The sequence below is a fragment of the Paenibacillus anaericanus genome (assembly GCF_003994475.1).
In the GTDB taxonomy this organism is placed as follows: domain Bacteria; phylum Bacillota; class Bacilli; order Paenibacillales; family Paenibacillaceae; genus Fontibacillus; species Fontibacillus anaericanus.
Window position 1 is genome coordinate 176067 of the sequence record NZ_RZNY01000009.1, and the last position, 16813, is coordinate 192879.

A 16813-nucleotide genomic window follows, 5' to 3' on the forward strand; every position below is an offset into this window, starting at 1 on the left:
TAAACCCTACCTTCAATAATAGGGAGTGAAACTTTCGGTATCCTTTTAATTATCCTATAATGAAGCAATAGTAACTAACTAGAGAGGACGGATTAACCTATGAATACAAGATGGAGCGGACTAGAACAGAAAATGAAAGAGGTTGGCATTCAAACATTACTCATTACAGATCCGAAACATGTATATTATTTAACCGGATTTCTGAGCAATCCTCATGAACGGTTTCTCGCTGCTGCACTACAACTTGGTAGTGAGCCTCTGCTTATCGTACCTGCACTAGATGAAGAGGCCGCACGCGCTGCTTCAGATGTACAAGATATTATTACTCACCAAGATACGGACAATCCTTACTTAATTCTGAAGAATCATATGAATGGCTCGCTAGGAACTATCGGATTAGAGAAAGAACATGTATCGATCTCCCGCTATGAGCAGTTGAAGGACGCACTATCTTTTGACAGTTATGTAGTTGATATAGGACCTTGGCTTCGTGACCTTCGTGTCTGTAAATCACCCGAGGAAATTAATAAAATTCGGCATGCTGTCCATCTCATCGAACAAGTACTAGAAGAAGCGCTCCTAAGTGTCAAAGAAGGCATATCGGAGAATGAACTAGTTGCTGAAGTAGAATATCAAATTCGCAAACTTGGAGCAGATGGTCCGTCCTTTGATTCCATGGTGTTAACCGGCGAGAAAACAGCCCTCCCACATGGTGTACCTGGTACCCGGCAACTCTCCCGTGGAGATTTGCTCATGTTTGATATAGGGGTGTATGCATCTGGATACGCATCAGATATCACACGAACTTTTGCTTTTGGAGAACTCTCTGAGGAGAAGAGAACCATTTATGAAACGGTACTCGCTGCTAATGAAGCAGCTATCGCTGCTATCAAGCCCGGTGTAACCTACGGTTCTATCGACAAAGCCGCAAGGGATGTTATCGATGAAGCTGGCTACGACGAGTACTTCATACATCGCCTAGGCCACGGGCTTGGTATTGATGTGCACGAGTTCCCCTCGATTCATGGAAATAACGAATACTTACTAACAGAAGGAAATGTATTTACAGTTGAACCCGGAATATACGTGCCACGTGTGGGTGGTGTACGTATTGAAGACGATGTACTTGTTACTCATGACGGTGTCGACGTACTGACATCATTCCCGAAAAAACTTACTTATTTGTAATATGTAACCCAATAAAAAACCTTCAAGTTCGTATGACTACGAATTTGAAGGTTTTTTATTATTGGCTGAGCCCCATTAATAATTAAATGATATATTTTACGGAGTAGTAACTTCCTTATCATCTTCATGCTGAAAGTTTCGTGCAATATACAAGAAAGGAGTTCCCGCTGCCGTTAGTATAAATTTAATAACGTAGGTCGTGAATAGAATTTCTAGCCAAACCCTTAAGCTGTATTCACCAGCAAATGCGATCGTACAAAATATAAGCGTGTCCACAAACGAACTGGCCATCGTACTACCATTGTTTCTGATCCACAATTGATGTGGTTTTGGATAGAAACGACGGATCCACGAATACAGTCTAACATCGAGAAACTGGCTGATAAAATAAGCAGTTAAACTCCCGAGTGCCAAGCGTGGCATTAATCCAAATATCGTCTCCATTGACGATTGTGCGATATCACTCTCTTGAGGCTTGAACTGAAGTGCCATCTGCATAAGAATCGTCGTCATAATCAGCGTGAAAAAGCCGAACCAAACCGCTTTCTTCGCCTCTTGTCGTCCGTATTTCTCATTCAACAAATCACTAGTCAAGTACAAGCTGACGTACATCGTATTTCCAAGCGTCATTACGATTCCAAACATCTCAATCGTTTTGACCACCTGAATGTTAGCGATGATTGTTGCTACACCAATCCAGGCGTACAGTCCCTTTTTACCGAAAAATTTGTAGCAGATCAAAAAGAACGTAAAGTTCACAAGCATGAATAGGATACCCCATCCAATATTAAACATAGCAAATTCCTCCTAGTTTTGATTACGCGGGATGGTTACGAACCGCGGCTATTATAACAGCAAAACTTACAATACCACATTCCCGATTCGGATTCCACACAAGTTTATTTTGTAAATCCATGAAACTTATAACATTTGCAATGTAAATATCATATGCAAAACAATCTTTTTCATATAATATAGTTCTATTAAACCATTGGTAAATATATCTACAATCCAACTATGATATTCACAAACAAACAGAGAGATTATTCTAGGGAGAACGGAGAGGATTCTATGTTCAGAATTAAGCATTCTGTGAGTCGCAAATTAATGCGAACTTTTGCGGTAGTTATCGTACTTTCTTCAATTTTGTTTAGCGTCAGCTTTTATTATGTTTCCATGGGTATTATCAACAAAAACGTTCTTCCACAGTTTGATAAAGTATTATTAACCAGCACAAAAGATATATACAAAGGTTTGGATAAAACCCAGACCCTACAATTACTAAGTGGCAAAGAGGATTCACGCTTTATCGTAGAATCATACCTCTCCAAAAATGTAAACGAGTTCCAGTTACATACAGCTTATCTTATTGATTACCATGATAATCAAGCCGTTATATTGGCAACCAATGACAAATCTAATATGAAACCTACCGATGCACTAACGATTCAAGACGCCATGATAAAAGCAACAAAAGGTACAAGTACAGTCAGCATCAGTGAACTTTACTCTGATCAATTCGGATCCCACAAAACTGCATACATCTCAATTCCTGGAAGCTCGATTATACTGGCTGTTGGCATGGACGCCACCTTTATAGAACAAAAGCGTGCTGAAATTTTTTGGATTTGCACTGGCATTACAGCAATTATCATTGTATTTGGTATGGCTTTGGCTTATGTAGACAGTCGACGCATCACAAAACCGCTAACAAAGTTAGCTTCTATTACGGATCAAATGTCTCAAGGTGATTTCCGTCAGACCATTGAGATAAAAGGACATGACGAAGTTGCTCAACTTGCCGGAAGCTTCAACACCATGACCGTGCAACTCAAGGACATGATCTCCACAGTTCTTGACACCTCACACTCTGTGGTTAACGGAGCCGACGAAATGTTCCATTCTGTCCAAACCTTTGAGGATTTAATTGAACGGTCCAATGCCGCAACTAATCAGGTTGAACGCGGAAGCGTTACAATCGCTTCAGCAACAGCTGAAAATGCACGTGCAATGGAAGAAATATCAGATGGAATTCAGCATATCGCTACCTCTTCTGCCATAGTCACCGAGAGAATAGGACAAGCTTCCGAGCAAGCCAATATGGGTAATGAATTAGCCCAAACGGCGATCGATCAGATGAACCTAGTTGAAGGCGCAGCTGGGAAATCTCTACAGCACATATCCATTTTAAATGAACGTTCTGAATCTATTGCTCAAGTTGTTGCTACCATTAGTGAAATTACTAAACAGACTAACATTCTTGCTCTAAATGCTTCTATTGAAGCCGCCCGCGCAGGCGCGCAAGGAAAGGGTTTCGCCGTAGTGGCTGAAGAAGTACGCAAGCTAGCCGAGGAATCACGAGCCGCTACCGATGAAATAAGTGAATATCTAATCAGCATTCAAGAAGAATCCCAAAATTCCGTCTCCGCTATGCAGCACGTAAGTGACGAGATTCAATCCGGGACAGATATCGTAAGAAAAGCAGGACTCGCCTTCGAAGAATTAACAGAGTTAATTCAGAATATAAATTTAACCATCCACACGGTTTCATCAGCAACACAAGAGGTTTCTGCAGGAACGGAAGAAGTAACTGCTTCCGTTGAGGAAGCAGCCACCATAACCGCAAAATCGCTGCAAAATATGAAGGAAATCGCGGAGTATTCAAATCAGCAAATTACAGAGATAGCAGCCCACGCTTCAACCGTCACCACCTTACAAGCAAAGGCTGCTTCGTTGAGTGCGTCGGTGAACAAGTTTAAGATTTAGGTAACCGATGGGTGAAAACCGTAACTTCGAAAGAAATTTGGAATTTCGATCGCTGTTATCCTCAGATTTCTTGAATTTATACCGCTTAGCGGATAAAATCCGAGGATAAAGGCGAACGCTGCCGCTTCTACATCTCCAAATTTCCTCTACGTTACTCCTGCACCCATCTGTTAAGTGAGTGAGTAGTAAATAAGAACCTGAACTCCAACAAATTAAGCGTAGTAAACATAAAGAAGGCATATATCATATACAACATATTAACGCCTTCCATAGCAAATTAAAGAAGTGGATGAATAGGTTTAATGGCGTTGCAACAAAATATCTTGCTAATTATATGTATTGGTTTAAATGGCTTGAAATCTTTAATACCGAGAAAGATACTATAAAGAGCAAAAATTTATTGGTTCAATCCCATACCTCTCATACTGACACAAAATTAAAGGATTTTAGGATTAGAGAAGCAATCTATGTATAATGCGTGTAAAATATATAAAATTATACCTCTACATGTTATATAATAAAGTAAATAGAGAATTGTAGATTTTTGTGGCACAATGGTAAGAAATGTGAAGCGAAGAAAGTTTATATAATATACATGATGAGGAGGATTTTTATGAAGAACCCATATGAAATATGCCCCACTTTTGAAACAGAAAGTTTTATTTTAAGACTCGTTTCAGAAGAAGATTCCGAAGGTCTACTTAAATGTTATTCTGATAGTAAGGCACAAAAAATTTTTAACTCTGATAGGTGTACAGGTGATTTTTGTATTTACACAATTGAGGATATGTTACAATGTACTAAAGCTTGGCTTTGTGCATATTCTCAACAAGAATTTATACGCTTTGCAATTATAGATAAATCACTATCTAAAGCTATTGGAACAGTAGAAATGTTTGGTTATGCTGGTAAATATAAAATTAAAACGGGAATACTCCGAGTTGATGTTTCTTCTGAATACGAAAATGCAGATTACTTAAACGAAATATTTAGTGTTTGTAACGAGAACTTTTTTGATTTGTTTGAGGTTGATATGATTGCAACTAAGGCAATACCTCAAGCTGTTGAAAGGCGGAATACATTATTAAAAATTGACTTCTGTGAAGGCAATGCATATGAAGGAGAGCACTATTTTTTGCGTTCAAAATAAACATAATCTACAGTAAACTTAATACATAATATTCTTAAAATGTGCATTAAGGGAACTTTTAACAAGTTCCCTTAAAAAATTGCATATTATCAACACTGTTCTTAAACATAGCCATTAATAAAAAGACGTACCTCCTTGAATTCCACAGGGAGGTGCGTCTTTTGGTGATAGATCAGACTCCATAGGATCTATTATCAAATGAGTGGTGGAGTAACGAAGAGGAATTGGGAACTAAATAAGCGTATAAATTCAATAAATCTGAGGATAACAGCGATCGGAAGCCCAAACTTTTCTTGTAGTTATGACATTTCACTCATCTGTGTGTTTACTTCCGAACCAGATGAGCTATTTCGTATATCCGTTCCATATCCAAATGCTCACGGACATGTTCAGCCAGACGATCAAACGCCGCTTCCTTGCGCAAGGCGGCTGAGAATGTTTGGCCTAGGGGTTCTAGTCCCTTGCTCATCCGTACGCCGTCGAGCCAAGCTCTGCGCCACTCGTCACTGTTGAACAAATCATGAAGATAAGTACCAAAGACCCTTCCATCAGAGCGTGCCGCTCCCTCAAGTAATTCTTCTCCGCTCGCCCGCTTAATATTAAATAAGTGAGCGACTTCTGCGCCAGGGTCACAAACAGTGTTCCCCGAATGAATCTCGAACCCTTCAACAGGAACTCTTTTGCCCGGTGGATACAACGTAACCGGTTGATTACCTTCCGTAACTCCGTGGACGCGAACTGTCGTTTTCCCCGAAGTAAAGATTGTAGATACCGGAAGCCAGCCAAGCCCCTCGGCCTCCTTGGGACGTCCAGACTCGATCCCTTCTGGATCATGCAACCGAGTACCTAACATTTGATATCCTCCGCAGATGCCCACTAGTTGTATCTGAGAAGATGATTCCATAACCTGTTGGATGGCAACATCTATGCCTCTGTTCCGCAAGAAGTCTAAATCTCCAATCGTGACTTTTGTCCCCGGCAAAATGATAATGTCTGGCGTACCAAGATCAGCTGCCTTGTCTACATAACGTACTGAGACATCCAACTCGGCGGCAAGAGCATCAAAATCGGTGAAATTAGAAATACGAGGGTAACGGATAATGACAATGTCTAGATCTCGGCCTGTTTGTACTCTCGAATGATGAGAATCAAGGACAACGGAATCCTCGGCCTCTATCTCTAAATCTGACATAAAAGGCAATACGCCAAGCACAGGAATACCCGTCTTCTGCTCCAACCAATCAAGGCCAGGCTGTAAGAGCGAGAGATCCCCTCTAAATTTATTTATTATGAAGCCTTTGACCCGCACTTTTTCCTCGGGATCCAGTAATTCAAGCGTGCCGACAAGAAATGCAAACACTCCACCACGATCAATATCAGCAACGAGAATCACGGGTGCATCAGCCCAACCGGCCAAATTCATGTTCACGATATCTCGATGCTTCAGATTAATCTCTGCCGGGCTACCCGCACCTTCCATAACTATAATGTCATTATTTGCACGCAATCGATTTAGTGCATCCATCACTAAAGGTTTGGCCTGGGGCAAGAAATTCTCACGGTAGCTTACTGCACTGAGATGTTGGAACGGTTTGCCGTGAACTACAATCTGGGAATGCATATCTCCCGTCGGTTTGATCAGAACTGGGTTCATGTCTGTCGTCGCCGGAATACCACAAGCCTCGGCTTGAATGCCCTGGGCACGTCCGATCTCCAGTCCATCTGGGGTTACATAGGAGTTTAAGGCCATATTCTGCGATTTAAATGGTGCCGTTCGTAAGCCATCTTGTTTGAAAATACGGCAAAGCGCAGTTACGATTACACTTTTACCAACATCCGATGCCGTCCCTTGAACCATCAGGACAGCCCCCGCCTGTTTTGAATCGTTACCACTATACTTCCATATCATTTTCTCTATATCCATTATGTCGTTATGCCTCCATCAGCGAATTATCAGAACGGCTAACAGGAGTAGTACAACCTCTAGACCTTCATTCAACGCACCATAAGTATCACCGGTCAAGCCGCCCAGTTTAGAGCTCATTACTCTGGCCGATAAAGTCCCTACCCCATAAGTCACAAGCGGAAGCAGAACGAAATACAGAACCAATCTCTTCCAAGGAACCTCGTTCCAAGCAGTGAAGGAGGCAAGAAACAAGCCCGATGCCGACAATGTTATTGCGAGTATCGTGGACAGAATGATATCCCTCAAGCTCAAGCCGTGAAAACGTCCTGCCAGCCCTTCTCCTTCTCTCGCCATCGGCCATGAACGCATCGCCCAGCCCATGAACCATCGGCTCCATATCGGCGCGACCAATAGCGCCATGAAAGCTGGGAGAGCACCCAATTCCAATAACGAGGCGATTAGCGACACTTTAAATAAAAGCAATAAGACGCATGCTAATACGCCCATCGCACCAACACGACTATCTTTCATGATCTCAAGCATTTTCTCGCGAGAACGATAACTTAGCAGGGCATCAGCAGAATCCATCCATCCGTCCAAGTGTAATCCACCTGTCATCCAGACCCAGAGGATCAACGTAATTACTGCGGCCGGTAACGAGGGTAATGCCCAAGCAGACAGTGTTCCGCCTGCCCACACCACTAAACCAATCACCGCTCCAACTAGCGGATAATATTTGACGCTTCGCCGCAACAGCGCTGGGGTGAAATCTAGTTCGATTTTGATTGGAATCCGTGACAAAAATTGAAAAGCGGCCAGAATTGGCCGGCTCTTATCACTCATAGAAGGTACTCCTTACTTTTCAATTCGATAGGGATTCCCACAGTAACAAGAAATACCTGCTGTGAAATACGGGCTAATCGCTGATTCAATACACCCGCTAAATCACGGTACAGGCGGCCCAGCGGATATTCCGGCACAATTCCGTCGCCTACTTCATTCGTCACCATAACTATCGTGCCAGGATAAGCCTTAATCGCAGCTTCCAGTTGTTCCATTTGTTCCATTACTATAACTCCTGCTTCAGGTCCATCACCCGCTGTGAGCAGGACATTTGATAACCAAAGTGTTAAGCAGTCGACAAGAACAAGCGGAGCTTCACCAGTGACATTTCCACCTAACAGAATAGGATGAGAAGTCAACAATTCAGCTAGCCGAATAGGCTCTTCCAAAGTTGTCCAGTGAAAATCCTTTCCTTCTCTTTGCTCCTTATGCAGTGCAATCCGCTGCTCCATTTCTGTATCGAAGGCCTGAGCTGTAGCGATATATATAGCAGACTTCGCCTGCTTCATACACCAGCGTTCTGCGAACGAGCTTTTACCACTCCGCGCTCCACCCGTAACCATGACAATCATAGTTGGTTTGTCCCAGACTCTGCACTTTCTCCACCAGTAGATATGCCAGCACTCTCAAATGTAGCCATCTCAGCCATAATTCGGCAAGCAGCATCAATAAGATGAAGCGCCAGAACGCCTCCTGTTCCTTCTCCTAAGCGCATATCTAGTTGCAACATAGGGTCCAAACCAAGTTCTTTTAACAAATGAGCATGCCCTTGCTCATGAGAAGTATGAGAGGCAATCATGTAAACCGCAGACTCCGGTAAGAATCGCTGAGCCAATAATGCAGCAGCACTAGAAATAAAGCCGTCGATAACAACCGGACACTGGCGTGCCGCAGCAGCTAAGATTACACCGGTTAATCCGGCAATTTCAAGTCCACCTACTTTGGATAGAACATCGATTGGATCCAGCGAATTTGGAGTGTTACATTCCAGAGCGCGTTCTACGACTAACGCTTTATGTCGAAGAACTTCATCACTGATTCCGGTACCTCGTCCAACACTTTCTAATGGAGAAACACCAATTAAGGCACTCAAAACAGCGGCACTAGCCGTCGTGTTCCCTATGCCCATTTCCCCCGTTACGAAGAGCCGAACTCCTCGGTCATATGCCTCATTAACAATATTTGCACCGATTAACAATGCCGCTTCCGCCTCTTCACGACTCATCGCAGGACCTTTGGCCATATTGGCAGTCCCCATACGAACCTTACGACTAATAAGATCTGGATGATTCATTTCAGCGTTAACGCCAATATCAACACACAGCACTTCTGCTCCAGCTTGCCGTGAGAGTACATTCACCGCCGCTCCACCAGCGAGAAAGTTCAAGACCATTTGAGGGGTTACTTCAGCTGGAAACGCACTAATTCCTTCTTCACAAACCCCATGATCAGCTGCCATCACAATTACCGAGCGGTGTGGAAATGAAGGTCGCTCGACCCCTGTGATTCCAGCTAGTTTAATAGCTAAAGTCTCAAGTTTCCCTAGACTCCCTGGTGGTTTCGTCAAAGAGTCCAAATGCGCAGCGGCGGCAGTGGCAGCATTGATGTCCAATGGTTTAATGTCACCTAGAATATGTGGAATTGAAATAAAATGACTCATAAATTAACCCCTCTCATTAATTGATAACCTTTTCTCCGTTTTCAACAGCAATTGCGGAGCTCCAACGTCAGGATGGGATACGATATGTGTTTTCACTTCAAACACTGCTTCCATCGTTTCCGAAGACAGGATTTCATCTGGAGTTCCTTCAGCAGCAATCTTCCCCTCTTGTAGCACAAGCAACCGATCACAAAATAGCGAGGCCAAATTCAGATCATGCATAACCGCAACCACCGTTAGACCTTCCTCTCTTTGCCAACTTGAGACAAGCTCCATAAAATGCATCTGATAGCGGATATCCAAATAAGTCGTCGGTTCATCCAGAAGAACGATTTCCGGCTGTTGAGCCATTACTTTTCCAAGTGCGGCTCGTTGCCTTTGCCCACCACTTAACATACTTAGGGGACGATCTTCCAGTTCCTTCAGTTCCAATTTTTCCATTATTTCATGGAGAAGTTTCACCGCATTCTCGTCGCTCTCTTTACCACGCCAATCTTGAAACGGAAACCTCCCCATTTCGATTACCTCGCGTACCAGGAACGGCACAGGTGGTAATCCATCCTGTTGGAGTACAGCTAATTTGCGTGATAATTCCTTGCGCCGATAGGAAGCGAGTGGCTTACCACCAAGCACTATTTCCCCTTGATCCGGTTTCTCCACGCCAGATATGAGATTCAAAAGCGTCGTCTTACCACTACCATTAGGTCCGATAATCCCCCAGAATTGACCTGGTTTGACCCTCCAACTCACATCGTTCAACACCGGAAGTCGCCCATAAGATTTAACTATGTCCTTTACATGGATCATGTCCATGTCCAAAGCACTTTGCATACTCATGACATTTCCGCCTCCCTTTGCTTCTTCTTCCGGTACAATAAATAAGCAAAGAAAGGAGCTCCAACAAACGCCGTAACTATACCTAAAGGAATCTCCGTCGGAGCCAATAATGAACGTGCCGCCAGATCACTCCACATCATAAATATACCACCACCAAGCGCAGAGAGTGGAATAATAAGTCGATAATCCGGTCCGACGATAAGTCGTAACATATGAGGGACTACGAGTCCAACGAATCCGATAACACCGGACACCGAGACTGCCGCAGCTGTTAATAACGTAGCCACAAGCAATACCCAGAGCTTGGTCCGCTCTACATGAAGTCCAGAATGGGCTGCATGCCGCTCGCCTAGTGCAAGTAAGTTTAGTGACCTGGCTTGGCTCCACAAGAATAGCGCCCCAAGTACTAAATACGGGAAAAGGATGGTCGTATATGACCATCCGCGAAGACTCAGGCTTCCCATCGTCCAATATAAAATTTCATTCACGGTCTTATTCGACATAGCCGTGAGAAAAGATACGATCGCTCCAAGGAACGACTGCATCACTACACCTGATAAAATAAGTCCTTCAATTGGAATCTTTCCGTTCTCGCGCGCCAACCACATTACGACCCATAACGTTACCATTCCTGTTAGAAAGGCAACAACAGGTAGAGAAAACACGCCGATCAAAGAGAACTGCCATCCGAAGAAAATGAGCGTTGCCGCCCCCACAGCGGAACCCGATGATACCCCAAGGGTAAACGGGTCTGCCAACGGATTGCGTAGTACTCCCTGAAAGGCAGCTCCCGCTATAGCAAGTGCCGCTCCAACCAGGAGACCCAAAAGAACACGAGGTAGTCGAACCTGCATGATGATTTGTTCCGAAGCTACATCCCAATCCTTAGTCACGAGTTGACCTATCCAGGGTAATCGATGCAACAAAATTCGAAGTATCTCTCCTAATGGCAAGGATACGGAACCAAATCCAATACAGATAAGTAACGTGACGCCGAGTAGGATCAGGCCAATCGCCCCATATCCCGCCAGCTTTTTACTCATTTATTCATCAATTCCGGATAAATCGCTGTTGCCATCTCAATCAATCCTTGAGTTACACGAGGACCCGGGCGGCTTAATAAATTATCATTAAGGCCAACAACGTGATCTTCTTTAATTGCTTTAATTTGATCCCATCCACTACGGCCTTTAATAATTTCGGCCAATGTCTTGTTATTCTCATCCACAACGCTGCTTGCATACAAAATGACGTCTGGATTTGCTTTAATAATATTCTCTTCATTAATTTCATTCCAACCTGTCAGATCAGAAGCTACATTCACGCCACCGGCTAGTGTAATCATTTCATCCATAAATTCACCTTTACCCACTGTCCAGCCTGGGGAGAATTCAATATAGACTTTACTCCGTTGCTCTGGTGTAAGTGATTTGACCGCCTCAACAACTTGATCACGTTCTTTTTCCATTTGGGAAACTACTTCTTCCCCTTGTGCCTGATGATCGGTAATTTGAGCTACTGCCCGAATATTAGCTATTACTCCATCTAGAGTTTTAGCATTAGATTGATATACTTTGATACCCAAATCGGTAAGGCTCTTCACTGTTGCTTCATCTACTAAATTGCCCGCCAATACCAAATCTGGTTGTGCCGCCACAACAGCTTCTACATTAACCTGCCATCCGCCCATTTTAGGCTTATCCTTAACAGCATCTGGATAATCATCATTATCAGATACTCCAACAACTTGTTCATCTAATCCGAGCGCAAACAATCCCTCAGTCTCAGACGGTGCAAGTGATACAATCTTCTGTGGTGCCGACTCAAAAGTAAATTCTGTACCTTTAGCATCTGTTACAGTTAAAGGGTACGTTGTTTTGAGTTCATCCTGTGTTGGTGCTGGAGTTGCTGTATTCTGCTCCTTTTGCACCTCATTTGTTGCGTTATTACTGTTCGCTGCGTTATTCGTACCACAACCTGCTGTTACAACAAGCATTAATGCGAGCAGCCAAACCGCCCAAATCTTTCTCATGTTCTTCATCTCTTTCTTCCTCCCCTTAATGGTTACTCTAATCTAGCATGAGCGAAGTTCCTTTGTTGATCACCTTATAAATCTTCGTACAAGAAAAAACCCAATCCGCTAGGAATTGGGTTACGTCTACAAGGTCATACCTATGACACCGCAAATACACGGGGCCCAGCATGAATCATCTTAGCAGAACGTTATCCTTTCCTCGAAGGACCGTCTATTACACCCGTGGGCAGGTCTCCTGACTTACCAGGTTGAATGACTAAGCTCACCTTCCCATTATCCTTCATGGATAACAGTGGCAGAAAAGAGCTTCATCCCTGTTTTACAGTGGCGGGACCGTACCGGATTTGCACCGGCTTCCCTTTTAACCTAAAGTCTGCGATAACCGCTTTCTTCAGGACCTACGGGTATTCATTGGTTCGTGTGTCTATAAAGGCTTTCTTCTCTATAGGATTATAGGGGAAAAGGACAAAAGTTACAATACGAGTATAAATCAATCAGAAATATCTAAAAACACAAACTATGCGTTACTTCCAGCGGCAATATTACCTAAGGATAAATCCGCTCCTAGTACACCAACTACCTCACCATCACTTAGAATCGGTACAGAAAGAGTCACACATCGTTGCTTCGTAATTGCAGATATGTATACTTCGGACAACACCGTTTCACCGGCCAAGGATCTTCTGAACCAATCTCTCCCTCTCGCATTAAGCAGACCCGCCTCAGGAATCGATACCACAAACGAACCATCACACCGGTTAGTCCATACAGCTTCCATAACCGTTTCTCTTGCCAATAGTTCCGCAAGTGCTGTGCGATGGACAGGTTCCTCCATCCCAATAAATAGGGGTTGTTTGGCTGCTTGAGATAGTTTGAGAGAATATGTCTGCCTAAGCTCAACTAAACCATCCAATACATCTTCACTCGAATCAGAAATGCTATCCAGAGACGACATTAATTCCACGGATGCCTTGTGAAGTCCTACAGTCACGATTTCTAGATTAGCTGTGTGATTTCTTTGCGATTCCATTCGCTCTAAAGCACCTCCCACATGCGTAATGTTGTGATTAAGTGCATCATGCACCTCTTCCAACATATTCTCCATATTCCGTGTCAACTCCGCCTGCTCCTGGCTTCGCGGGCCCGTTCCTCCAATGAGGCCATCTATCGCAGTGACCTCCTCAGTAATATAGCGAATATCTTCACCCATCTTCCGCATCAAAGAAGCACCTTGTGTAGCTGATTCCCTTCCCCCTTGAAGTGAAATCTTCACCCTCTCAACTTCCTCTGCAATACGCTGAAATAAAGGTGCTGAATTACCGATCGCATGACTGCTTTGTTCAGCAAGTTGCCGCATCCGTACTGCAACTACATCAAACCCCTTCCCTTGGTCACCAACCCGAGCAGCTTCAATGGACGCATTCAATGCCAGCAACGCCACCTCCCCAGCAATCCCTTGCATATCCTGGTATAACGCTCCAAGCTTGCGAGTATTCTGTTCCAAATCCTCCATCGGTTTTTCAATCGACTGTTGGGAATCGGCTAGTGCGTGAATTGTGTCGTCAGCTTCTCTAAGAGATTCTGCCATAAGTGATGCCTCAGCCCTTGTCTTCTCACTCCGGGTATGTAGTGTCTTTGCCATCTCTTGAATTTCTGCTGCAGAAGCAGCTACTTCCTCCATGGCTGCAAGACTTTCTTGAACCAACTCTAATGATCGTTCACTACTTTGCTTGAGCTTCATATCCTCCAAAGAAGAGGTATCTGCTAGGCTCTTTAGTTTCTCTATACTTCCATTTACTTCACCGACAGCCGCCTGAACCCGATCCGCCGCTACCAAAGATTCGTTAGCAATGGCATTCCAATTCGTTGTTGTTGAGGCGCCCTGCAGCATGACTGTTGATTCAGTTCCCTGTTTAAGTCCTGTTAGCAAAAGTAGACCAAGGGTTAGGAAGGTTAAAAGTGCCATTACAATGATATACCAGGATGCGCCCTGCCACAGCACTCCAATAACCATAATTAGTGCGATTCCTGTTCCAAACATGGAGATACTTCTTGCACTCGAACGGAGTTGATTCATCTTCACCACTCCAATATGTTAGTTTACCTAACATTATAGTGCGATTAACACCATTTTCACAGCAAAAATATCATATTTTCGATAAAAGTAATTGATGATATTTGCTGTTTGAGTTATACATTACATATTGTGTCATGTATTTGGTTGCTCTGAGTGCTTTGAGATGAAGGCATCAGGGGGTATTCTGACATCATTCTAACGGAACCAGCAGCCCTTATTTTGGGTTTTGAGAGGCACAAAAAATTCTAACGGAACTGAAAGACCTTACTTCTTCCAAATGATGCTCTAATACATGAATATGCATGAAATAACGTCTGCTAGTTCCGTTAGAATCCACAACAGTTGAATAAGCCGCAAATAAGGTCGCTGAGTTCCGTTACAGCGATTCGCAATCATCTTCGTTGAAGCTATTTCAAGACAATCAACAACAATAAATTCACTTCTAGTTGTTCCGGACAGTCAAAAATTACATACCTAGAGTGGCTAGAACATCCTCTTCATCGATCACATGCTCTAGCGGAGGGGGCCATCCCTTGTTTAGATACCGCTTATCTTTGGCATCGACTTGCTCCAAATTGGTAACTTCAGCCGCCGATCACCTGCTTGATTCATGAAAGGTGCACATACCGTTAGTCGAGAACTAGTGTGAGCGGACACTGAGTCCGTTATTTGCTGAAAATACCCCCGTTTTGAGATCTATGCGGACACTGGTTCCGCTATTCGCTCAAATATCTCTGATTATGATGTAATGAGGACGAATAACGGATCTCAGGTCCGCAGAACTCAAAAAAGGCCTAAAAAAGGCATAATAGCGGATCCTATGTCCTCTCACCTTGAATCTCAGCTTACAGATTCAACTTAACGGCATATCTCAATCTCACATCTCTTAGTTTCTTGGTTTCTAGTTCGGTACAGTTCATCATCTTCTCAACTCTTCATCCTCACATTCTCTCACCCAGCAACTAGAATAGACTCTTAGATGTTAGCCTTTCAGCGATTGATCTCCCCTTTTTCGGATATAGGAGTCTTAGGAAATCATACCTTTGCTTGATTAGGTTATTTTTGCTATGCCCCTAACTCCGATCCATCCAATCTAACTGCACTTTCTGCAATTAAATGAATCAACCGTTCAAAACAACTAATTTAACTGTAGAAAATGATTCTGCCTCTACTGTAGATTCATTACTCCTATATAAAAAAAACACTAACAAACAGGCCAACCAGAGGCTTCTGGCTGACCTAATAATTCAAAGCTAACCATTTGGTTGGTCAGCTCCATCTTGATATTACCGCTCCATCCTATGAAGTTACTGCTCCACCCTTATGATGTCTCAGCACCTTATGATGGTTATCCATTACATAACCACACATTACGGACGAAGGTTCCTTTTGTGATCGTGCACCGATCTGTAACGCTCAAACCTGCCTGAGAAATGTCACTATCTAGCGCCTCGGATGACACGATCACTGACCGCTCACTAAAGCGCCGCAGACTCGTCAACATCTTAATCCGTTCCGACTCCGGGAGTACAGAACATAGGTTATAAGGCATGTCCAATATGGCAGCGTCAAAATATTGTTCCACTTCGTTCATATCTCCGATACTCACGAGAGCTGAATCATCGTATCCGAAATGCCGTAGATTGATTCGAGCACCCTTAATCGCGAGCGGATTGATATCCTGACCAATCATATCTATCCCCATCGATAAAGCCTCAATCAATACATTACCCATCCCGCAACAAGGATCTATTGCCCTTATACCTTTCGGCCGGGGCACTGCAATATTGACTAAAGCCCTGGCCACAAGGGTACTCAGTCCTGTTGAATAGTTTTGCGGCTTATCTTTATGCTTTAGCCAAATGGCCTCCGACGAATAACATATCCCAAAATACCAGCGTCCTTCACTCGAGAGCAAGCCATAAGTGACATCTGGACGTCGCATTTCTGCTTTACCAGTGATATTCATTCCAACTTGTCTTTCCAAGTTACGCTGTTCATCATAGCTAATTTTATCCCCATGTTTGATATACAGCACTTTAAAGGTCGCTGCGCCTAACTCAAGTGAATTCACCGCAGAAGTAATCTCCTCTAGAGATTCACCTGTGAACAATACATCGATCCTCATCGAGATGAAGGGGCTACGGCTGGGGTCTATTTTTACACTTGTTTCTACAAAGGAATCATACGGTGCTCCACTCTTTCCGAACAGGGCTCGTAGTTCCATTTGACACAAGTCTCGTTCGTTCTCATGGCATGCATAGGTATAGATATAGCTAGGTTCACATTCCAAGGTCAATCACATTCCAATCTTCAATATTGTAATACTAGGGTAGAATATAACGAGATTC

General features: G+C 43.5%; 13 protein-coding genes, 1 pseudogene and 1 riboswitch. Of the genes and pseudogenes, 4 read left to right on the top strand and 10 right to left on the bottom strand.

The window, feature by feature from the left end; translation table 11 throughout:
* Window positions 1–99 precede the first annotated feature (99 nt).
* Window positions 100–1188, top strand: coding sequence for a M24 family metallopeptidase (locus tag EJP82_RS13005; protein WP_127192487.1), 1089 nt, complete (start codon window positions 100–102; stop codon window positions 1186–1188).
* Between the two features lie 96 nt (window positions 1189–1284).
* On the opposite strand, the gene EJP82_RS13010 is transcribed toward EJP82_RS13005, so the two are convergent.
* Window positions 1285–1983, bottom strand: a complete 699-nt coding sequence (locus EJP82_RS13010) for a queuosine precursor transporter (protein WP_127192488.1) — start codon at window positions 1981–1983, stop codon at window positions 1285–1287.
* A gap of 276 nt (window positions 1984–2259) precedes the next feature.
* Here EJP82_RS13010 and EJP82_RS13015 point away from each other — a divergent pair, with 276 nt between their 5' ends.
* From EJP82_RS13015 to EJP82_RS13020, 3 genes and pseudogenes are all read left to right on the top strand, one after another.
* The gene (locus EJP82_RS13015; protein WP_127192489.1) at window positions 2260–3954 is read left to right on the top strand and encodes a methyl-accepting chemotaxis protein; all 1695 of its coding nucleotides are present in this window, start codon (window positions 2260–2262) and stop codon (window positions 3952–3954) included.
* Window positions 3955–4153: 199 nt separating this feature from the next.
* Window positions 4154–4429, top strand: a pseudogene (locus tag EJP82_RS28415) (IS1595 family transposase); the annotation flags it as partial.
* Between the two features lie 138 nt (window positions 4430–4567).
* Window positions 4568–5104: a GNAT family N-acetyltransferase gene (locus EJP82_RS13020; RefSeq protein WP_127192490.1), complete on the top strand. Its 537-nt coding sequence runs from the start codon at window positions 4568–4570 to the stop codon at window positions 5102–5104.
* A 325-nt stretch (window positions 5105–5429) separates the two neighbouring features.
* Here EJP82_RS13020 and EJP82_RS13025 read toward each other — a convergent pair whose 3' ends face one another.
* The 9 genes from EJP82_RS13025 to EJP82_RS13065 all read right to left on the bottom strand — a co-directional run bounded on the left by EJP82_RS13025 (window position 5430) and on the right by EJP82_RS13065 (window position 16689).
* Entirely contained in the window at window positions 5430–7028 is a 1599-nt protein-coding gene (locus tag EJP82_RS13025) for a cobyric acid synthase (RefSeq protein ID WP_246054092.1), read from the bottom strand.
* A gap of 18 nt (window positions 7029–7046) precedes the next feature.
* Window positions 7047–7853 carry an adenosylcobinamide-GDP ribazoletransferase gene (gene cobS, locus EJP82_RS13030; RefSeq protein WP_127192491.1) on the bottom strand — a complete coding sequence of 269 codons (807 nt, stop codon included), beginning with the start codon at window positions 7851–7853 and terminating at the stop codon, window positions 7047–7049.
* Window positions 7850–8425: a bifunctional adenosylcobinamide kinase/adenosylcobinamide-phosphate guanylyltransferase gene (gene cobU, locus EJP82_RS13035; RefSeq protein ID WP_127192492.1), complete on the bottom strand. Its 576-nt coding sequence runs from the start codon at window positions 8423–8425 to the stop codon at window positions 7850–7852. The genes cobS and cobU overlap by 4 nt, the downstream gene beginning before the upstream one ends.
* On the bottom strand, window positions 8422–9513 hold the full coding sequence (gene cobT / locus EJP82_RS13040; RefSeq protein WP_127192493.1) for a nicotinate-nucleotide--dimethylbenzimidazole phosphoribosyltransferase: 1092 nt from the start codon (window positions 9511–9513) through the stop codon (window positions 8422–8424). Before cobT ends, cobU begins: the two co-directional genes overlap by 4 nt.
* A 3-nt stretch (window positions 9514–9516) precedes the next feature.
* Window positions 9517–10350, bottom strand: a complete 834-nt coding sequence (locus EJP82_RS13045; protein ID WP_246054094.1) for an ABC transporter ATP-binding protein — start codon at window positions 10348–10350, stop codon at window positions 9517–9519.
* Window positions 10347–11393, bottom strand: a complete 1047-nt coding sequence (locus tag EJP82_RS13050; RefSeq protein WP_127192494.1) for a FecCD family ABC transporter permease — start codon at window positions 11391–11393, stop codon at window positions 10347–10349. Before EJP82_RS13050 ends, EJP82_RS13045 begins: the two co-directional genes overlap by 4 nt.
* Entirely contained in the window at window positions 11390–12391 is a 1002-nt protein-coding gene (locus tag EJP82_RS13055; RefSeq protein WP_127192495.1) for an ABC transporter substrate-binding protein, read from the bottom strand. The genes EJP82_RS13050 and EJP82_RS13055 overlap by 4 nt, the downstream gene beginning before the upstream one ends.
* 202 nt (window positions 12392–12593) lie before the next feature.
* Window positions 12594–12802: riboswitch (cobalamin riboswitch) on the bottom strand.
* Window positions 12803–12902: 100 nt separating this feature from the next.
* The gene (locus EJP82_RS13060; protein WP_127192496.1) at window positions 12903–14462 is read right to left on the bottom strand and encodes a methyl-accepting chemotaxis protein; all 1560 of its coding nucleotides are present in this window, start codon (window positions 14460–14462) and stop codon (window positions 12903–12905) included.
* 1348 nt (window positions 14463–15810) lie between these two features.
* Entirely contained in the window at window positions 15811–16689 is an 879-nt protein-coding gene (locus EJP82_RS13065) for a TRM11 family SAM-dependent methyltransferase (RefSeq protein WP_127192497.1), read from the bottom strand.
* Window positions 16690–16813: the final 124 nt, after the last annotated feature.